This window comes from Pseudomonas sp. CMR5c (assembly GCF_003850545.1).
Taxonomy (GTDB): Bacteria; Pseudomonadota; Gammaproteobacteria; order Pseudomonadales; family Pseudomonadaceae; genus Aquipseudomonas; species Aquipseudomonas piscis.
Genome location: NZ_CP027705.1, coordinates 4053272 through 4069471, shown reverse-complemented (window position 1 = coordinate 4069471; position 16200 = coordinate 4053272). Strand labels below are relative to the sequence as shown.

The 16200-nt window shown below is 66.1% G+C and carries 13 protein-coding genes; 9 read left to right on the top strand and 4 right to left on the bottom strand.

Going from position 1 to position 16200, the window contains the following annotated elements:
* Positions 1–40: 40 nt before the first annotated feature.
* The 3 genes from C4K40_RS18710 to C4K40_RS18700 all read left to right on the top strand — a co-directional run bounded on the left by C4K40_RS18710 (position 41) and on the right by C4K40_RS18700 (position 4465).
* Positions 41–1531, top strand: a complete 1491-nt coding sequence (locus tag C4K40_RS18710) for an aldehyde dehydrogenase (RefSeq protein WP_053130986.1) — start codon at positions 41–43, stop codon at positions 1529–1531.
* Between the two features lie 91 nt (positions 1532–1622).
* Positions 1623–3068 carry an APC family permease gene (locus tag C4K40_RS18705; protein WP_022639309.1) on the top strand — a complete coding sequence of 482 codons (1446 nt, stop codon included), beginning with the start codon at positions 1623–1625 and terminating at the stop codon, positions 3066–3068.
* A complete protein-coding gene (locus C4K40_RS18700) occupies positions 3065–4465 on the top strand; it encodes an aspartate aminotransferase family protein (RefSeq protein ID WP_053130984.1) in 1401 nt (466 codons plus the stop codon). The genes C4K40_RS18705 and C4K40_RS18700 overlap by 4 nt, the downstream gene beginning before the upstream one ends.
* Positions 4466–4725: 260 nt before the next feature.
* On the opposite strand, the gene C4K40_RS18695 is transcribed toward C4K40_RS18700, so the two are convergent.
* Together C4K40_RS18695 and C4K40_RS18690 are read right to left on the bottom strand one after the other, a co-directional pair.
* On the bottom strand, positions 4726–5859 hold the full coding sequence (locus tag C4K40_RS18695; protein WP_022639308.1) for a branched-chain amino acid ABC transporter substrate-binding protein: 1134 nt from the start codon (positions 5857–5859) through the stop codon (positions 4726–4728).
* A gap of 103 nt (positions 5860–5962) precedes the next feature.
* Positions 5963–7201 carry a methionine gamma-lyase gene (locus C4K40_RS18690; RefSeq protein WP_022639307.1) on the bottom strand — a complete coding sequence of 413 codons (1239 nt, stop codon included), beginning with the start codon at positions 7199–7201 and terminating at the stop codon, positions 5963–5965.
* 123 nt (positions 7202–7324) lie between these two features.
* Between C4K40_RS18690 and C4K40_RS18685 the strand changes: the two genes are divergently transcribed.
* On the top strand, positions 7325–7804 hold the full coding sequence (locus C4K40_RS18685; protein WP_053130982.1) for an Lrp/AsnC family transcriptional regulator: 480 nt from the start codon (positions 7325–7327) through the stop codon (positions 7802–7804).
* A 12-nt stretch (positions 7805–7816) separates the two neighbouring features.
* Here the strand turns inward: C4K40_RS18685 and C4K40_RS18680 are convergent, their stop codons facing one another.
* Entirely contained in the window at positions 7817–8731 is a 915-nt protein-coding gene (locus C4K40_RS18680) for a LysR family transcriptional regulator (RefSeq protein ID WP_053130980.1), read from the bottom strand.
* Between the two features lie 105 nt (positions 8732–8836).
* Here C4K40_RS18680 and C4K40_RS18675 point away from each other — a divergent pair, with 105 nt between their 5' ends.
* The 5 genes from C4K40_RS18675 (at position 8837) to C4K40_RS18655 (ending at position 14831) form a co-directional block, all read left to right on the top strand.
* Positions 8837–10582, top strand: coding sequence for an amidohydrolase (locus C4K40_RS18675; RefSeq protein WP_053130978.1), 1746 nt, complete (start codon positions 8837–8839; stop codon positions 10580–10582).
* Between the two features lie 226 nt (positions 10583–10808).
* A complete protein-coding gene (locus tag C4K40_RS18670) occupies positions 10809–11864 on the top strand; it encodes a sugar phosphate isomerase/epimerase (RefSeq protein WP_022639304.1) in 1056 nt (351 codons plus the stop codon).
* A gap of 25 nt (positions 11865–11889) precedes the next feature.
* On the top strand, positions 11890–12777 hold the full coding sequence (locus C4K40_RS18665; protein WP_022639303.1) for an alpha/beta fold hydrolase: 888 nt from the start codon (positions 11890–11892) through the stop codon (positions 12775–12777).
* Positions 12778–12915: 138 nt separating this feature from the next.
* Complete coding sequence (locus C4K40_RS18660) at positions 12916–13524, top strand: TetR/AcrR family transcriptional regulator (protein WP_053130976.1); 609 nt, start codon at positions 12916–12918, stop codon at positions 13522–13524.
* A 125-nt stretch (positions 13525–13649) separates the two neighbouring features.
* Positions 13650–14831 (top strand): sugar transporter, encoded by a 1182-nt coding sequence (locus C4K40_RS18655; protein WP_022639301.1) that lies wholly within the window; start codon positions 13650–13652, stop codon positions 14829–14831.
* Between the two features lie 151 nt (positions 14832–14982).
* Here the strand turns inward: C4K40_RS18655 and C4K40_RS18650 are convergent, their stop codons facing one another.
* A complete protein-coding gene (locus C4K40_RS18650) occupies positions 14983–16200 on the bottom strand; it encodes an MFS transporter (RefSeq protein WP_053130973.1) in 1218 nt (405 codons plus the stop codon).

Genomic DNA, 16200 nt, shown 5'->3' with positions numbered 1-16200 from the left:
AACAACCAGGCCGTCGCAACGGCCGACGAGGGCATGCAGCGTGTTCGATCTTCGTTACTGGCAGCAACGGGCTGCCCAACAGACATTCATAGACCAGGCGCTGATCGGCGGACGCCGCCAGCCGGCGCGGTCAGGCGCGACCTTCGACGCCATCAACCCCGCCACCGGCCAGGTGCTGGCCCAGGTCAGTGCCTGCAATGCCGACGATGTCGAGCTGGCAGTGGCCAACGCCCGCCAAGCCTATGAACAGGGGCCCTGGGCGCGCATGGCCCCCGTACAGCGCAAGCGGGTACTGCTGCGCCTGGCCCAGTTGCTGCTCGAGCACCGCGAGGAGCTGGCCTTGCTGGATTCGCTGAACATGGGCAAGCCGGTGATGGAAGCTTGGAATGTCGATGTGCCTGGCGCCGCCAACGTCTTCGCCTGGTACGCCGAGAGCATCGACAAACTCTACGACCAGGTAGCCCCCGGCACGGCCGACAGCCATGTCAGCATCCGCCGCGAGCCACTGGGGGTGGTCGCTGCGGTGGTGCCCTGGAACTATCCCCTGGACATGGCCGCCTGGAAGTTGGCACCGGCCCTGGTGGCCGGCAACTCGGTGGTGCTCAAGCCCGCCGAGCAATCGCCGTTCTCGGCCCTGCGCCTGGCCGAGCTGGCCCTGGAGGCCGGTCTGCCCGAAGGCGTGCTCAACGTGGTGCCGGGCCTGGGGCCCGAGGCCGGGCGCGCCCTGGGCTTGCACCCGGATGTGGACTGTCTGGTATTCACCGGGTCCACCGAGGTGGGCAAGTACTTCATGCAGTATTCGGCGCAGTCCAACCTCAAGCAGGTCTGGCTGGAGTGTGGCGGCAAGAGCCCGAACCTGGTGTTCGCCGATTGCCAGGACCTGGACCTGGCCGCCGAGAAGGCCGCATTCGGCATCTTCTACAACCAGGGCGAGGTGTGCTCGGCCAACTCGCGGTTGCTGGTGCAGCGCAGCATCCACGATGAATTCGTCGAGCGCCTGCTGGCCAAGGCCCGGGACTGGCGCCCCGGCAATCCCCTGGACCCGGCCAGCCGCGCCGGGGCCATGGTCGATGCACGCCAGGCTGCCAGTGTCATGGCCCATATCGAGCGGGCCCGGGAACAAGGCGCGCAGTTGGCCTGTGGTGGCCGGCGCCTGCGGATCGATGACAGCGACAACTACATCGAGCCGACCATCTTCACCGGTGTCCAGCCACAGATGAGCATCGCCCGCGAAGAGGTGTTCGGCCCAGTGCTGGCGGTGAGCGCATTCGACAGCGAGGAACAGGCCATCGCCCTGGCCAACGACAGCGTCTACGGCCTGGCGGCCTCGCTGTGGACCGACGACCTCAACCGGGCCCATCGCGTGGCCCGGCAGCTGCGGGTCGGCACCGTGTCGGTGAACACCGTGGATGCCCTGGACGTCACCGTGCCCTTTGGCGGTGCCCGGCAGTCGGGTTTCGGCCGCGACCTGTCGCTGCATGCCTTCGATAAATACACCCAGCTCAAGACCACCTGGTTCCAGCTGCGCTGAATGCTGCTCGATGCCTTGCGGCGCCGTGCGGGTGCCGTCGCGCCTGCCGCCCTGGCGGCAGGCTCACAACAATAAGAACGGAGTATGTGGCATGACGACGAATGTCTTGGACGGGGCCACGGGTTCCGCCGCCAAGGGTGGTTTGCGCCGGGTCCTGGGCCTGGGCTCGCTGATCTCGGTGGCCGTGGGCCTGGTGGTTTCCCAGGGAGTGATGGTGATGATGCTGCAAGGCGCAGGCATGGCCGGCATGGGGTTCTTCATCCCGCTGCTGCTGGGCTACCTGCTGGCCCTGACCTATGCCTTGTCGTTTTCCGAACTGGCGCTGCTGGTGCCCCGGGCCGGTAGCCTGAGCAGCTACACCGAGGTGGCCATCGGGCACTTCCCGGCGATCCTCGCGACCTTCTCCGGCTACATGGTGGTGGCGATGTTCGCCCTGTCCGCCGAGCTGCTGCTCCTGGACCTGATCATCGGCAAGGTCTACCCCGGCGCGCTGCCGCCCATGGTGGTGGCCTATGGCGTGCTGGGCACCTTCACCGTGCTCAACCTGCTGGGCATCGACGTGTTCGCCAAGCTGCAGACGGTGTTGGCGGTGGTGATGGTGGTGATCTTGCTGACCCTGGGCCTGGGGGCCATCGGCAGTCCCCAGGCCGACCTGCAACTGCCCCTGGACCAGGGCTGGAACCCGCTGCACTTCGGGGCCCTGGCTCTGGCGGCAATGGCCATCTGGGGCTTCGTCGGCGCCGAGTTCGTCTGCCCGCTGGTGGAGGAGACCAAGCGTCCGGAGCGCAATATCCCGCGCTCGATGATCATCGGCCTGAGCCTGATTTTCCTGGTGATCACCCTGTATTGCCTGGGCGCCTTGCTGTGCATCCCCCGGGACCAGCTGGCGAGCGATCCGCTGCCGCATTTCCTGTTCGCCACCACGGTGTTCGGCGAGACCGGCAAGGCGTTCCTGGTGGGCGCGGTGCTCACCGCCACCTGCAGCACGGTCAACTCGTCACTGGCGGCGCTGCCCCGCATGCTCTACGGCATGGCCCAGAACGGCCAGGCCTTTCCCCAGTTCAAACGCCTGAGCACGGGCACCCGCACGCCCTGGGTAGCGGTGCTGTTCATCGCCGCCATCACCGGCCTGCCGATCCTGTTGCTGGGCCAGGACCCGGATTCGGTCAGCCTGCTGTTGCTGGCCGCTGCCCTGGCCTGGCTCTTGGCCTACATCATCGTGCACATCGACGTGATCGCCCTGCGCCGGCGCTATCCGGACGCGCCCCGGCCGTTCCGCTCGCCGTTCTATCCCTGGCCCCAGGTGGTGGGTATCGGCGGCATGCTGTTCGCGATCTACCACGCTTCGCCGGCGCCGGAGATGACTGCGCGGATCTTCGGCAGCGCCGGGGTGGTGCTGGGGATCATCTCGTTGATCGCCGTGCTCTGGGTCAAGCTGGTGATGCACAAGCCGCTGTTCGTCCCCGAACCCCTGGTGCCGGCCGCCCCGACAACCCCTTCCGAGCAATCCACCTACAGTGCAGGAGAACGACCATGAGTGCTTCCAATCCCCAGCCGCAGCGCAGCACCCGGGACTACCAGGATCTGGACGCGGCGCACCACATCCACGCCTTCCTCGACCAGAAGGCCCTCAACGCCGAGGGCCCACGAGTGATCGTGCGTGGCCAGGGCCTGCAGCTCTGGGACAACGACGGCAAGCGCTACCTGGATGGCATGTCCGGCCTGTGGTGCACCAACCTCGGTTATGGCCGCAAGGACCTGGCGGCCGCGGCCACGGCCCAGCTCGAACAGCTGCCGTACTACAACATGTTCTTCCACACCACCCACCCGGCGGTGGTGGAGTTGTCCGAGCTGTTGTTCAGCCTGTTGCCGGCGCACTACAGCCATGCCATCTACACCAATTCCGGTTCCGAGGCCAATGAGGTGCTGATCCGCACTGTGCGCCGCTACTGGCAGATCCTCGGCCAGCCGCAGAAGAAGGTGATGATCGGCCGCTGGAACGGCTATCACGGCTCGACGCTCGCGGCCACGGCCCTGGGCGGCATGAAGTTCATGCATGAAATGGGCGGGCTGATTCCGGATGTCGCGCATATCGACGAACCCTACTGGTTCGCCCATGAGGGCAACTTGAGCCCGGCCGAGTTCGGCCTGCGTTGCGCCCGGCAGTTGGAGGAAAAGATTCTCGAACTGGGGGCCGAGAACGTCGCCGGGTTCATCGCCGAACCCTTCCAGGGCGCAGGGGGCATGATCTTCCCGCCGCAAAGCTACTGGCCAGAGATCCAGCGCATCTGCCGCCAGTACGACGTGCTGCTGTGCGCCGACGAGGTGATCGGCGGGTTCGGGCGCACCGGCCAGTGGTTCGCCCACCAGCATTTCGGTTTCGAGCCCGACACCCTGTCCATCGCCAAGGGCCTGACCAGTGGCTACGTGCCCATGGGTGGCCTGGTGCTGGGCAAGCGCATCGCCCAGGTGCTGGTGGAGGAGGGTGGCGTGTTCGCCCACGGCCTGACCTATTCCGGGCATCCGGTGGCGGCGGCCGTGGCCATCGCCAACCTCAAGGCCCTGCGCGACGAGGGCGTGGTGGACCGGGTCCGCGACGATACCGGCCCGTACTTGCAGCAGTGCCTGCGGGAGGTGTTCGGCAACCATCCGCTGATTGGCGAGATCCAGGGCACCGGCCTGGTGGCCGCCTTGCAATTGGCCAAGGACAAGGCCAGCCGCCAGCGCTTCGCCAACGAGAACGACATCGCCTGGCGCTGTCGCACCCTGGGTTTCGAGGAGGGGGTGATCATTCGTTCGACCCTGGGCCGGATGATCATGGCGCCAGCCTTGGTGGCGACCCGGGCGGATATCGACGAGCTGGTGGACAAGACCCGTCGCGCGGTGGAGCGCACTGCGCAGGAACTGGCGACGGGGCAGTTGCCCGGGGCCTAGGGTCTGTTGCCATTTCGCCGCGACCGCGCCGGAGCCAGTTTTAGCGCGGGGCTAGGCACGAGACGCGAAGTTTGGCCGTCCAAATGAGCCGTCGAGTAACACCGCGCCGTGCTAAAACCGGCCCGTCCCTTCGGGTTGCGCGGCAACGCGGTTTGCGCCGAAACGGCAACAGGCCCTAGGACAGGCCCATGGACGGTGCCGGCCTGTGCGGCCGGCACCATTGGTTGCAGCGAGGTGCACGGGGCACCTCGCAGTGCCGGTCAGAGGCCGGCGCTCTCCCCGGTAACGGTCTTCGGCTTGCCGTAGTGCCACTCGTAGACCACGAACTTGAAGTCCTTGAGGTCGCCTTTTTCATCGAAGCTCAGGTCCCCGGTCGGGGTCTTGAAGGTACCGGCGTGGATCGCCTCGGCGACCTTCTCCGGGTCTTCACTCTTGGCTGCGGCGATGGCGCCGGCAATCACCTCTACTGCCGAGTAGGAGGGCAGCACGAATGGGCCGCTGGGGTTTTCCTTCTTGGCTTCGAAGGCTGCCACCAGCTCCTTGTTCGCCGGGTCCTGGTCGAAGGACTTGGGCAGGGTCACCAACATGCCTTCGGAGGCATCCTTGGCGATCTGCGAGATGGAGTCGTTGCCCACGCCCTCAGGCCCCATGAAGCGTGCGGTCAGGCCCTTTTCCTTGGCCTGGCGCAGCAGCAGGCCCATTTCCGGGTGGTAGCCGCCGAAGTACACGAAGTCGACATTGGCCTGCTTGATCTTGGCCAGGATCGAGGAGTAGTCGCGCTCGCCAACGTTGATGCCTTCGAACATCGCCACCTTGATGCCTTCCTTGCCAAGGATGTCCTTGACCGAGCTGGCGATGCCTTCGCCGTACTGCTGCTTGTCGTGGAGCACGGCGACGTTGGTGGGCTTGAGCTTGGCGATGTAGCGCGCTGCCGCCGGACCCTGGGCATTGTCCAGGCCGATGGTGCGGAATACCATTTTGTAGCCACGGGAGGTCAGCTCCGGGCTGGTGGCGGCCGGGGTGATCATCACGATGCCTTCGTCTTCATAGATGTCCGACGCTGGCTGGGTGGAACTGGAGCACAGGTGGCCGACCACGTACTTGACGCCGTCATTGACCACCTTGTTGGCCACGGCCACCGCTTGCTTGGGGTCGCAGGCGTCGTCGTATTCAACGGCTTCGAGCTTCTTGCCGTCGACGCCGCCCTTGGCGTTGATCTGCTCGATGGCCATGCGCGCGCCGCTGAACTGCATGTCGCCGTATTGCGCTACCGGGCCGGTCTTGGCCCCGGCGATACCGATCCGGATGGTGTCGGCGGCCAGGGAATGGCAGGCGAGACCGGCGAGGATCATGGCGCTGAGCAGTTGGGTGGCTTTGTTATTGATACGACTCATTGTTGGTTCCACTCCTGTGGGTAACGGTTCTAAGGGTGTTGCGGGTGCTGCATGGATGGCCGGCTCGGCGGCCATCCAGATGGTAGTTTGCAACTGGTCCGGTTCAGGGCAGCGCCTTGCCGAAGGCCAGCAGCGGTGCGGTGGCGGCGCAGGCTTGCAGGGCCTGGTCGAGGTCGGCCAGCAGGTCGTCGATGTCCTCGAGGCCCACCGACAGGCGTACCAGGCCTTCGGCGATGCCGTGCTCGGCGCGCTCCTCGGGGCTGTAGGTGGAATGGGTCATGCTCGCCGGGTGCTGGGCCAGGGACTCGGCATCCCCCAGGCTCACCGCCCGGCTGAACAGTTGCAGGGCATTCATGAAACGGGTGCCGGTGGCCAGGCCACCCTTGAGTTCGAAGGCGATCATGCCGCCGGGCAATTTCATCTGTTGCCGGGCCAGGGCGTACTGGGCGAAGGACGGCAGGCCGGGGTAAGCCACCCATTGCACCAGCGGATGCGCCTCCAGGTAGCGAGCCACGGCCAGGGCGTTGGCGCAGTGGCGGTCCATACGCAGGGCCAGGGTCTTGAGTCCACGCATCAGCAGGAAGGCATCCTGGGGCGACAGCACGGCGCCGGTCAGGTCCTTCAGGCCTTGCAGGCGGATCTTCTGCGCCAGTTCCTGGCGGGTGACGACTACGCCGGCGGTGATGTCGCCGTGGCCGCTCAGGTACTTGGTGGCCGAATGCAGCACCAGGTCGGCACCCAGCTCCAGGGGGCGCTGCAGGTAGGGCGTGCAGTAGGTGTTGTCTACCACCAGGGTGAGGTCGCGGTACTGGTGGGCGATCGCGGCCACGGCGGCGATGTCGACCAATTGCATATTGGGGTTGGCTGGCGATTCGAAGTAGATCACCCGCGTATCGGGGCTGATGGCGGCCTGCAACTGGCCTGGCTCGGCCATGTCCACATGGCGCACCTTGACCCCGAATTCACCGAGGCCGTGGTGCAGCAGGGCGAAGGTGCAGCCGTAGAGGGTACGGTTGACCAGGATCTCGTCCCCCGGACGCAGCAAGGTCCAGAGAGTGGCGGCGATGGCCCCCATGCCGGAGCCGAAGGCCACCGCGGCCTCGCCGTGTTCCAGGTCGGCCATGCGTGACTCCAGTAGGGCCAGGGTCGGGTTGCCGATACGGGTGTAGAAATAGCCGGGCTCTTCGCCGGCAAAGCAGCCGGCGCCGTATTCGGCGGTGGCGAAGGTGAAGGTGGACGTCAGGTAGATCGGCGGGATCAACGCACCCTGGTGCTGCTGGGGGTCGTAGCCGTGATGGATGGCGCGGGTGGAAAAACCAAGGTCACTGTTTTTATTGTTCATGGTGGACGCTCCTGATTTGCTCTAATGCTATGCTCAAATCCGGCGCAATATTTTCTAATCTGGCCCCTGTAAAAGCGCTCGATTGGAATAAAAAACCATAAAAACAAGATTAAGAGGCAAAATATGCCCGCTGGCCTGGATCGTACCGACAAAGCCCTGCTGGTCGCGCTGCAAGACAACGCACGGCTGACCACCGCCGAACTGGCCGACAGTGTCGCGCTCACCACCTCTCCCTGCTGGCGCCGGGTCAAGCTCTTGGAAGAGAGCGGGGTGATCACCGGCTACCAGGCGATCCTCTCGCCCAAGGCCCTGGGTTATGGCGTCACCGCGTTCGTCAGCGTGATGATGGAATCCCACTCCCGCGAGACCGCCCGGGCCTTCGAGCAACGGTTGCTGGAGATTCCCGAGATCATCGCCTGCCACAACGTCTCCGGGCGTTATGACTTTCTCCTCGAAGTGCTGGCCAGGGACCTGGAGTCCTTCGGCGAGTTCGCCCGTGAGGTGCTGCAGACCTTGCCGGCGGTCAAGGAGATCTACTCCAGTTTCTCGTTCAAGTCGGTCAAGCCGGCGCGGTTGATCCCGGTGCTGCAGCAAGGCGGCTGACGGCAGCGCGGATCAGTGCAAGTGCTGCTGGTCCAGGTGCTCTTTCAGGCATTCGATGAACGCCTGGTGCTTGCGCGTTTGCCGCCGGTGCACCGGATAGATCGCGTGGATCCGCGGGCCGAACTGCTCCGGATCGAGCACTGCCTCCGGTAGCAGTTGCACCAGTTCGCCGCGTTGCAGGTAGGGCGCCGCGCTCCACTGCGGGCACAGTTGCAGGCCCAGGCCGGCCAGCAGCGCGCCGAACAGGAAATCGTAGTTGTCGCTGGCCAGCCGTGGCACGGGCTGGGCCACTCGATGCTGCTGGCCCCCGAAGCTGAAGCGCCAGAAGTGCGGGTTCAGCGCCGGGTGGCGGAAGATCAGCCAGTCGTGTTCGTGGAAAGTCTGCGGGGTCACCGCCAGCGGCTTGCGTTGCAGGTAGCGCGGGCTGGCACAGAGCAGGATGCGATTGGCGGTCAGTGGCCGGGCGATCAGGTCCGGCAGGTCCACCGGGCCGTCGCGCACCGCCAGGTCGTAGCCGCCAGCGAGCAGGTCGACGAACTCGTCGGTCAGCTCCACCTCCAGGCGCATCTGCGGGTAGAGCTCGAGAAAGCGGTAGCACACCGCGTTGAGAAAGGCCGGGGCAAAGGAGGGCGGTGCCACCAGGCGCAAGGTGCCGCACATTTCCTGTTGCAGTTGGTCGATGTGTTCCTGGGCCTGTTGCAGTTGGAACAGCACCTGGCGAGCACTGGCCAGGTAGAGATGCCCGGCCTCGGTCAGGGCGATGCGGCGCGTGGAGCGTTCGAACAGCCGCGTGCCCAGTTGGGTCTCCAAGTGCGTCACCGCCTTGGTCAGGGCCGAGGTGGTCTTGCCCAGGCAGGCGGCGGCGCGGGTGAAGCTGCCCTGGTCGGCGGTGGCGACGAACATGCTGATGGCGCCCAGTTGGTCCATGGGTCTTGCCTCTTTGGAAAGAATGAGTTGCTCGGCGCAGTATTCTTAAATCCCCCCGGGCTTGGCTAGTCTCGTGGCCATTCTGACCAAGGGGTGCCAACGACAATGAAAAACGCTCTGAAGATCATGCTGACCTCGGCGCTGGCTGGCACATCGCTGTCGAGCCTGGCGGCGGTGGACCTGCTGCTTTACAACGGCAAGGTGTTTACCGCCGAGCAGGGCCAGCCCCTGCAGCAGGCGGTGGCGGTGGAGCAGGGGCGGATCGTCAAGGTCGGCAGCGACGCCCAGGTGCTGGCGCTCAAGGCGGCCGGCACCCAGGTGGTCGACTTGCAGGGCAAGGTGCTGATGCCCGGCTTCATAGACAGTCACAGCCACGCGATCTTCGGCGGTCTCAAGCTCAAGGCCGCGGACCTGGAAAGCCAGCAGTTGCCGCTGGATGAACTGGAGCGGCGCCTGCGCGGCTGGCGCGACGACGGCAAGGCGCGTCATGGCGATACCCTGAGCGTCAGCGGTTTTCCTTCCACCTACTGGAGCCAGGTGGATGCGCTGGAGCAACGCTTCAACCAGGGCGAGTGGGCGGACACACCGATCCTGTTCGTCGGCTGGGACTACCACACCGGCTGGGCCAACCGCGCCATGCTCAAGCGCGCCGGCATCGACGCCCAGCGGGTCAAGGCGCTGACGGGCGAGGCGGTGGCGACCATCGGTCACTATCCCGATGGCACGCCCAATGGTTTCGTCGCCGATGCCGGGCTCTCGGCCCTGACCTCCCAGGTACCGGCGCCGAGTTTCGAACAGATGCTCGAGGCCGGGCGTGCCGCCAGGGACCTGAACCACAGCCTGGGCATCACCGCGCTGATGGATCCGGCGGCCAACGCGGTACCCAGTGACGCGCTGTTCGCGATGCATCCCACGGCCCAGACCGTGGGCGTCTTGCCGGTGTACAAGGCGCTGGCCGAGAAAGGCGAACTGGACCTGCGGGTCGCTGCGCTGATGGTGGCCAATCCCAAGAGCCGGCCAGCGGATCTTGCGGTGCTGGACCAGGTGCGCCGGCAGTTTCTCGATGTGCCCAACCTGAGCTTGCCGGGGATCAAGATCTTCGCCGATGGCGTCGCCGAGTTCCCGGCCCAGACCGCGTCCTTGCTGACGCCCTACAAGAACTCGCAAAAGGGCGGTGAGCTGCTGATCGACCCGGCGCATTTCGGCGAGCTGGTCAGCGCCGCCGACGCCCGTGGCTGGCTGGTGCATGTGCACGCCATCGGCGATCGCGCGGTGCGTGAGTCGCTCAACGGCATCGAGCAAGCCCGGCGCCAGCGCCATAGCGGCGTGATGCACTCGATCACCCACTTGCAAATGGTCAATCCCAAGGAATTCGCGCGCTTCAAGCCGCTGGACGTGATCGCCTCGATGCAGCTGTATTGGGCCTCCGCCGATGAGCTGAGCATCGATCTGCTCAAGCCCTACATCACGGCCATGCAGTTTCAGTTCATGTACCCGGCGCGCTCGTTGTTCAAGAACGGCGCCACCATCGCCGGTGCCAGCGATTGGCCGGTGAGCACGCCCGAGCCATGGAAGGCCATCGCCCAGGCGGTCAGTCGCAAGGGCCCCAAGGGGGTGTTGAACAAGGATGAAGGCATCGATCGCCAGGCCATGTTCTATGCCTACACCCGCAATGCCGCCCGTGCCATCGGCCTGGAGCAGCAGATCGGCAGCCTGGCCCCGGGCAAGCAGGCCGACCTGATCGTGCTCGATCGCGATGTGTTCCAGGTTCCCGATGAGCAGTTGGCCGGCACCCAGGTGCTGAGCACCTATTTCGCCGGTCGCGAGGTCTACCGCCGTCCGAGCGAATGACCTCGGGCCATTGCGCCAAAGCGGCCCGCGACCTTGTTCGCGGGCTTTTTTTCAGCCGTCGATCAGGCTCCGTCGATGGTGTTGGAGACGTTGATTTACCTGGGTTTCGGCGTTTTTTCCAATGGCGGAGAAGGCCTGCGCCAGGGCCTTTCCGACGATTGAACAGTTGACGTTGGCAGCGGCTTGTTCCTATTCTTTGTCAATCGACAAATAATAGGAGAGTTCGATGAAAACCCTCAAGGGTCCCAGCCTGCACCTGGCGCAGTTCAGCGCCGACACGGCGCCATTCAATGACCTGCCGGGCATTGCCCGCTGGGCCGCCGACCTGGGTTTCAAGGCGTTGCAGGTCCCGGCCTGGGACGAGCGGCTGTTCGATGTCGCCACAGCGGCGCACAGCCAGGACTACTGCGATGAGGTCAAGGGTCAACTGGCCGAGCACGGCCTGGTGATCAGCGAGCTGACCACCCACATCTTCGGCCAGCTGGTGGCGGTACACCCGGCCTACGACGCGATGTGCGACAACTTCGCCCCCGAGGCCCTGCGCGGCAATCCCAAGGCGCGCACCGACTGGGCCATGGAACGCATGCAACTGGCGGCGCGGGCTTCCCGGCGCCTGGGGCTGGATGACATGGGCACTTTCTCCGGCTCGCTGGCCTGGCCCTACCTGTTTCCCTTTCCCCAGCGCCCCGACGGCCTGATCGAGACCGCGTTCGCCGAACTGGCGCGGCGCTGGCGGCCGATCCTCGATGCCTGCGACGAGCAGGGGGTCAACCTGTGCTACGAGATCCATCCCAGCGAGGACCTGCACGACGGCACCAGTTTCGAGCGCTTCTTCGACCTGGTGGATCGGCATCCGCGTTGCCACATCCTTTTCGATCCCAGCCACTTCGTGCTGCAGCAACTGGACTACCTGGCGTACCTGGACATCTACCACGAGCGCATCCGCATGTTTCACGTCAAGGATGCCGAGTTCAATCCCAGCGGGCGCCAGGGCATCTACGGCGGCTACAGCTCCTGGGTCGAGCGGGCCGGGCGGTTCCGTTCGCTCGGCGACGGCCAGGTGGATTTCAAGGGGATCTTTTCCAAGCTGGCGCAATACGACTACGGCGGCTGGGCGACCCTGGAGTGGGAGTGCTGCCTCAAGGACCAGGAGGACGGCGCCCGGGAAGGCGTGGAGTTCATCAACCGCCACATGATCCGCGTCACCGAACGGATCTTCGACGACTTCGCCGGTGCCCGCATCGACCGCCAACAGATCAACGCCATGCTCGGCATCGCCTGAACCTTTCCCACGGAGATCACTATTGATGAATGCCTTTACCGACAACACCCAGGTCGATGCCAACGGCCTGGCCCATCGCTACGTGCGCATCGACGGCCAGCGGATCCATTGCGTCAGTGCCGGCAGTGGCCGGCCGGTGCTGCTGATTCCCGGCTGGCCGCAGACCTGGTACGCCTGGCGCGAGGTGATCCAGGCCCTGGCCGCCAGGGGTTTCCAGGCCATCGCCGTGGACCCGCCGGGCACCGGGCAATCCGATCGCCCGGAGCATGGCTACGACACCGGCGCCGTGGCCGGTGTGCTGCACCGAGTGATGGAGCAGCTGGGGTTCGAACGCTACAGCGTGGTCGGCCATGACGTGGGCATGTGGGTCGCCTACGCCCTGGCCAGCGACCGGCCCGAGGCCGTGGAGCGCCTGGCGCTGACCGAGGCGGTGATTCCGGGGCTGGCCGAGGCGCCGCCGATCTTCGTCGAACCGGGGCAGAACATCTTTCTCTGGCACTTCATGTTCAACCAGCTGCGCGATTTGCCGGAAGCGCTGATCGCCGGCCGGGAGCGGGTCTACCTCAACTACATCTTCGACAAGTGGTCCCATCGCCGCGAAGCGGTGGCCAGCGAGGAGTACATCCAGGCCTATGCCGCCCCTGGCGGACTGCGTGCGGGCTTCGCCTACTACCGGGCGATTCCCGAGACCGTGCGCCAGAACCAGCAGCGCGCCGAACGCATGCTCGACATGCCGGTGCTGGCCATCGGCGCCGAGCATGCCACCAACGATGCACCGCTGCTGACCCTGCAGGGCCGGGCCAGCAACCTGCGGGGCGCCATCGTGCCGGACTGCGGGCACTTCATCATGGAGGAGGCGCCAGAAGCCTTCCTTGCCCACTTGCTGCCGTTCCTGGAAGAGCAGGCGGGCTGAGTCCCGACCGTCGTCCCCGGGCAGGGAAAATGGCCCGGGGAGCGCGCAAATCTAATATCATTTCGTCCCGGCGCCCCGTGCCGGCCGCCGATCGGGCCCCACCGATCGCCGCTCATCCTGACGAGATACCTGACTCCCATGGCTGGAAGACCCCGCGAATTCGATCGCAACCAGGCGTTGCGCCAGGCGCTCGAACTGTTCTGGGCCCGTGGTTTTGAAACCACCTCCATGGCCGACCTGGTGGCCGCGCTGGGCATCGCCTCGGCACGGATCTACGCTGCCTTCGGCTCCAAGGAGGCGCTGTTTCGCGAAGCCATCGAGCTGTACGAGAGCCATGAGGGCGGTTTCGCCGACCGCGCCCTGGCCGAAGAGCCCAGTGCCCGTGCCGCCATCGCCCGCCTGCTCGACGAGGCCGTGCAACTCTATACCCGGCCAGGCCAGCCCCTGGGTTGCATGGTGGTGTCCTCGGCGGTGAACTGCTCCAGCGACAACGACGGCGTGCGCCAGTGGCTGGCCGAGCACCGGCGGGCGCGCACCGCCAGCATCGTCCAGCGGCTGCAGGCGGCGGTGCAATCGGGGGAGCTGGCAGGTCATGGCGATGCAACTTCCCTGGGCGATTATTACTCTACGGTGCTGCATGGCCTGTCGGTGCAAGCCCGGGATGGCGCCAGCGCCGAGCAACTGCGCAAGGTGGTGGCGCTGGCCATGGGCGTGTTCGATAACGCGCGCAACCTAACCCCTGGCTAACCTGCGATTCATTACCCTGGCTGCGCTCGCCGTGAGCGCCAGACAGCGCTACCAGCCGGGCAGGGGCCCGGTTTTTCTCGGATCCATCATCCGCTCCACCTTCGAACGAGTAGTACGACCCCGACATGAGCAATCCCCAGGCGACACCCCAAGGTAACTGGCAGTCGGTCATCGCGTTGGCCCTGGCCGCCTTTGTCTTCAACACCACCGAGTTCGTCCCGGTCGGGCTCCTGAGCGCCATCGGCGCGAGTTTCGACCTGGCCAGCGAACAGGTCGGGCTGATGCTGACCATCTACGCCTGGGTGGTTTCCCTGACCTCGCTGCCGGTGATGCTGCTGACCCGCAACGTCGAGCGCCGGCGCTTGCTCACGCTGCTGTTCGGCTTGTTCATCCTCAGCCACATATTGTCCAGCCTGGCCACCAGCTTCGGCCTGTTGATGCTCAGTCGCATCGGCATCGCCCTGGCCCATGCGTTGTTCTGGTCGATCACCGCATCCCTGGCGGTGCGCCTGGCCCCCGCGGGCAAACAGGTACAGGCCCTCGGCCTGCTGGCCACCGGCACCTCCCTGGCCATGGTCCTGGGCATTCCCCTGGGGCGCCTGCTGGGCGAGGCCCTGGGCTGGCGCACCACCTTCAGCGTGATCGCCGGCCTGGCGGCTCTGCTGGTGCTGTGGCTGATCCGCACCTTGCCGCTGTTGCCCAGCCAGAACTCCGGTTCGCTGCGCAGCCTGCCGCTGCTGTTCAAGCGCCCGGCGCTGGTGGCGGCCTATGTATTGACGGCCATGGTGGTGACGGCGCAGTTCACCGCCTACAGCTACGTCGAGCCCTTCATCAAGGTGGCCTCGGGCCTGGGTGGCGACGTGGTGACCCTGGTGCTGCTGGTGTTCGGCGGCTCGGGGATCATCGGCTCGCTGCTGTTCAGCCGCTTGCACCGCCACAGCCCCCAGGGTTTCCTGCTGGTGGCGGTGGCCCTGTTGATGCTGTGCCTGGGCCTGTTGCTGCCGCTCAACGGGCACGTCTGGTCGCTGGTGGCCCTGAGCGTGGTCTGGGGCATGGCGATCATGGGGTTCGGCCTCTCGCTGCAGTCCAAGGTCCTGACCCTGGCACCGGACGCCACCGACGTGGCGATGGCGATGTTCTCCGGGATCTACAACATCGGCATCGGCGGTGGCGCCTTGCTCGGCAGCTGGGTCGGCGGGCAACTGGGGTTCGCCTATGTCGGCGTGGCCGGCGGCGCCCTGGCGGCCCTGGCGCTGATGCTCTATGGCTGGTCGAGCTGGCGCATCGCCCGTGCCATCCAGCAGTGAACCCCTGGGTGTAAGCGCTGCCCCAGGCTGCGCCCGCCAGGGCGGGGTTGCTAGATCGTTAGCTGAAGGCCCGCGGGCCTTGTCGCAGCCTCGCGGGCTCGGCAGCGGCTACAGGGTTTGCGCAGCCCTTGTGTAGCCGCTGCTGCCAGGGTCAGGACTGGCGCCGGGCCTCGGGCCAGGCGGCGACCAGGAGCAACAACAGCGCCGCCAGCAGGTAGGGCAGGCGCGGCTCCACGGCATACACCAGGGTGCCGGCCAATGGCCCGACCACCACGCCCAGGCCTTGGGCCGCGCCGATGGAACCGGCGGTGGCGCCTTGCTCGGCGGCGTCCACCGAGTTGCTGGCCAGGGCGGCGAACGACGGGAAGATCCAGCCCATGCCGGCCGCCGAGATGAAGAAGCCCAGCCACAATACCCAGGCGTGGGCGGCGACGATGCTCGCGACAAACCCCGCGGCCGCCACCAGGGCGCCGATGCGGATCATCCGCAGTGGTGGCCACTCCAGCTTGCGCACCAGCAATTGCGAAACGATCAATGCCACGCCCACCAGGGTCAGGGCGATGCCGGCGGTCTGTGCTGCCATCGCCGGAGCCATGCCCAGGCGATCGAGGGCGAAGAAGCCCACGGTGATCTGCGCCATGGCCACGCACAGCATGGCCACGAAGGCCACCAGCAACGGACGGCGCAGGCGTCGGTCAGCCAGGCTCACCGACTTCGGCGGTTGCTGCAGGTGCAGCTCCTGGCGTGGCAAGCGGGCACGCAGGAACAGGAAACCGAACAACGGCAGCAGCGCCATGGCATAGAACGGCAGGCTCAGGCTCTGGCGCGCCAGCAGGGCGGCGATGGCTGGCCCCAGTACCAGGGCGCAGGCATTGGCCGCACCCAGCGAGGCCATGGCCCGGGCGCGGTGCTGGGGCTCGATGTTGTCGGCAATCAGCGCATAGCCGCCTACCGGAATCGCCGCATAGAACACCCCGATCAGCCCGCGTCCCAGCAACAACCCGGCGAAGGCCAGCAAGGCCGATGGCAGGGTGTGCAGCGCCAGGTCGATGAACAGGCTCAGGGCCAGGAATGCCAGGGTGAAGCCGCCGGTACCTAGCAACAGGATCCGCCGTCGGCCGAGGCGGTCGCTGGCTCGGCCCCAGGGCCGGGCAAGCAGCATCCAGATCACCCCGGACACGGTCACCGCCATGCCGGCCTGCCAGGTGGCCAGGCCGAGGATCCGGGCGATGGGGCCGATCAGCGCGACGAAGGCCATCATCGCCATGGTGCAGGCCAGGTTGGCCACCAGCAGGGGGCGCAGGTCGAAGGCCGTGGCGCCCGCGGAGGTTGTCGAGGTCTCGAGTGGCAGTGGTTGAACGTTGCTCAT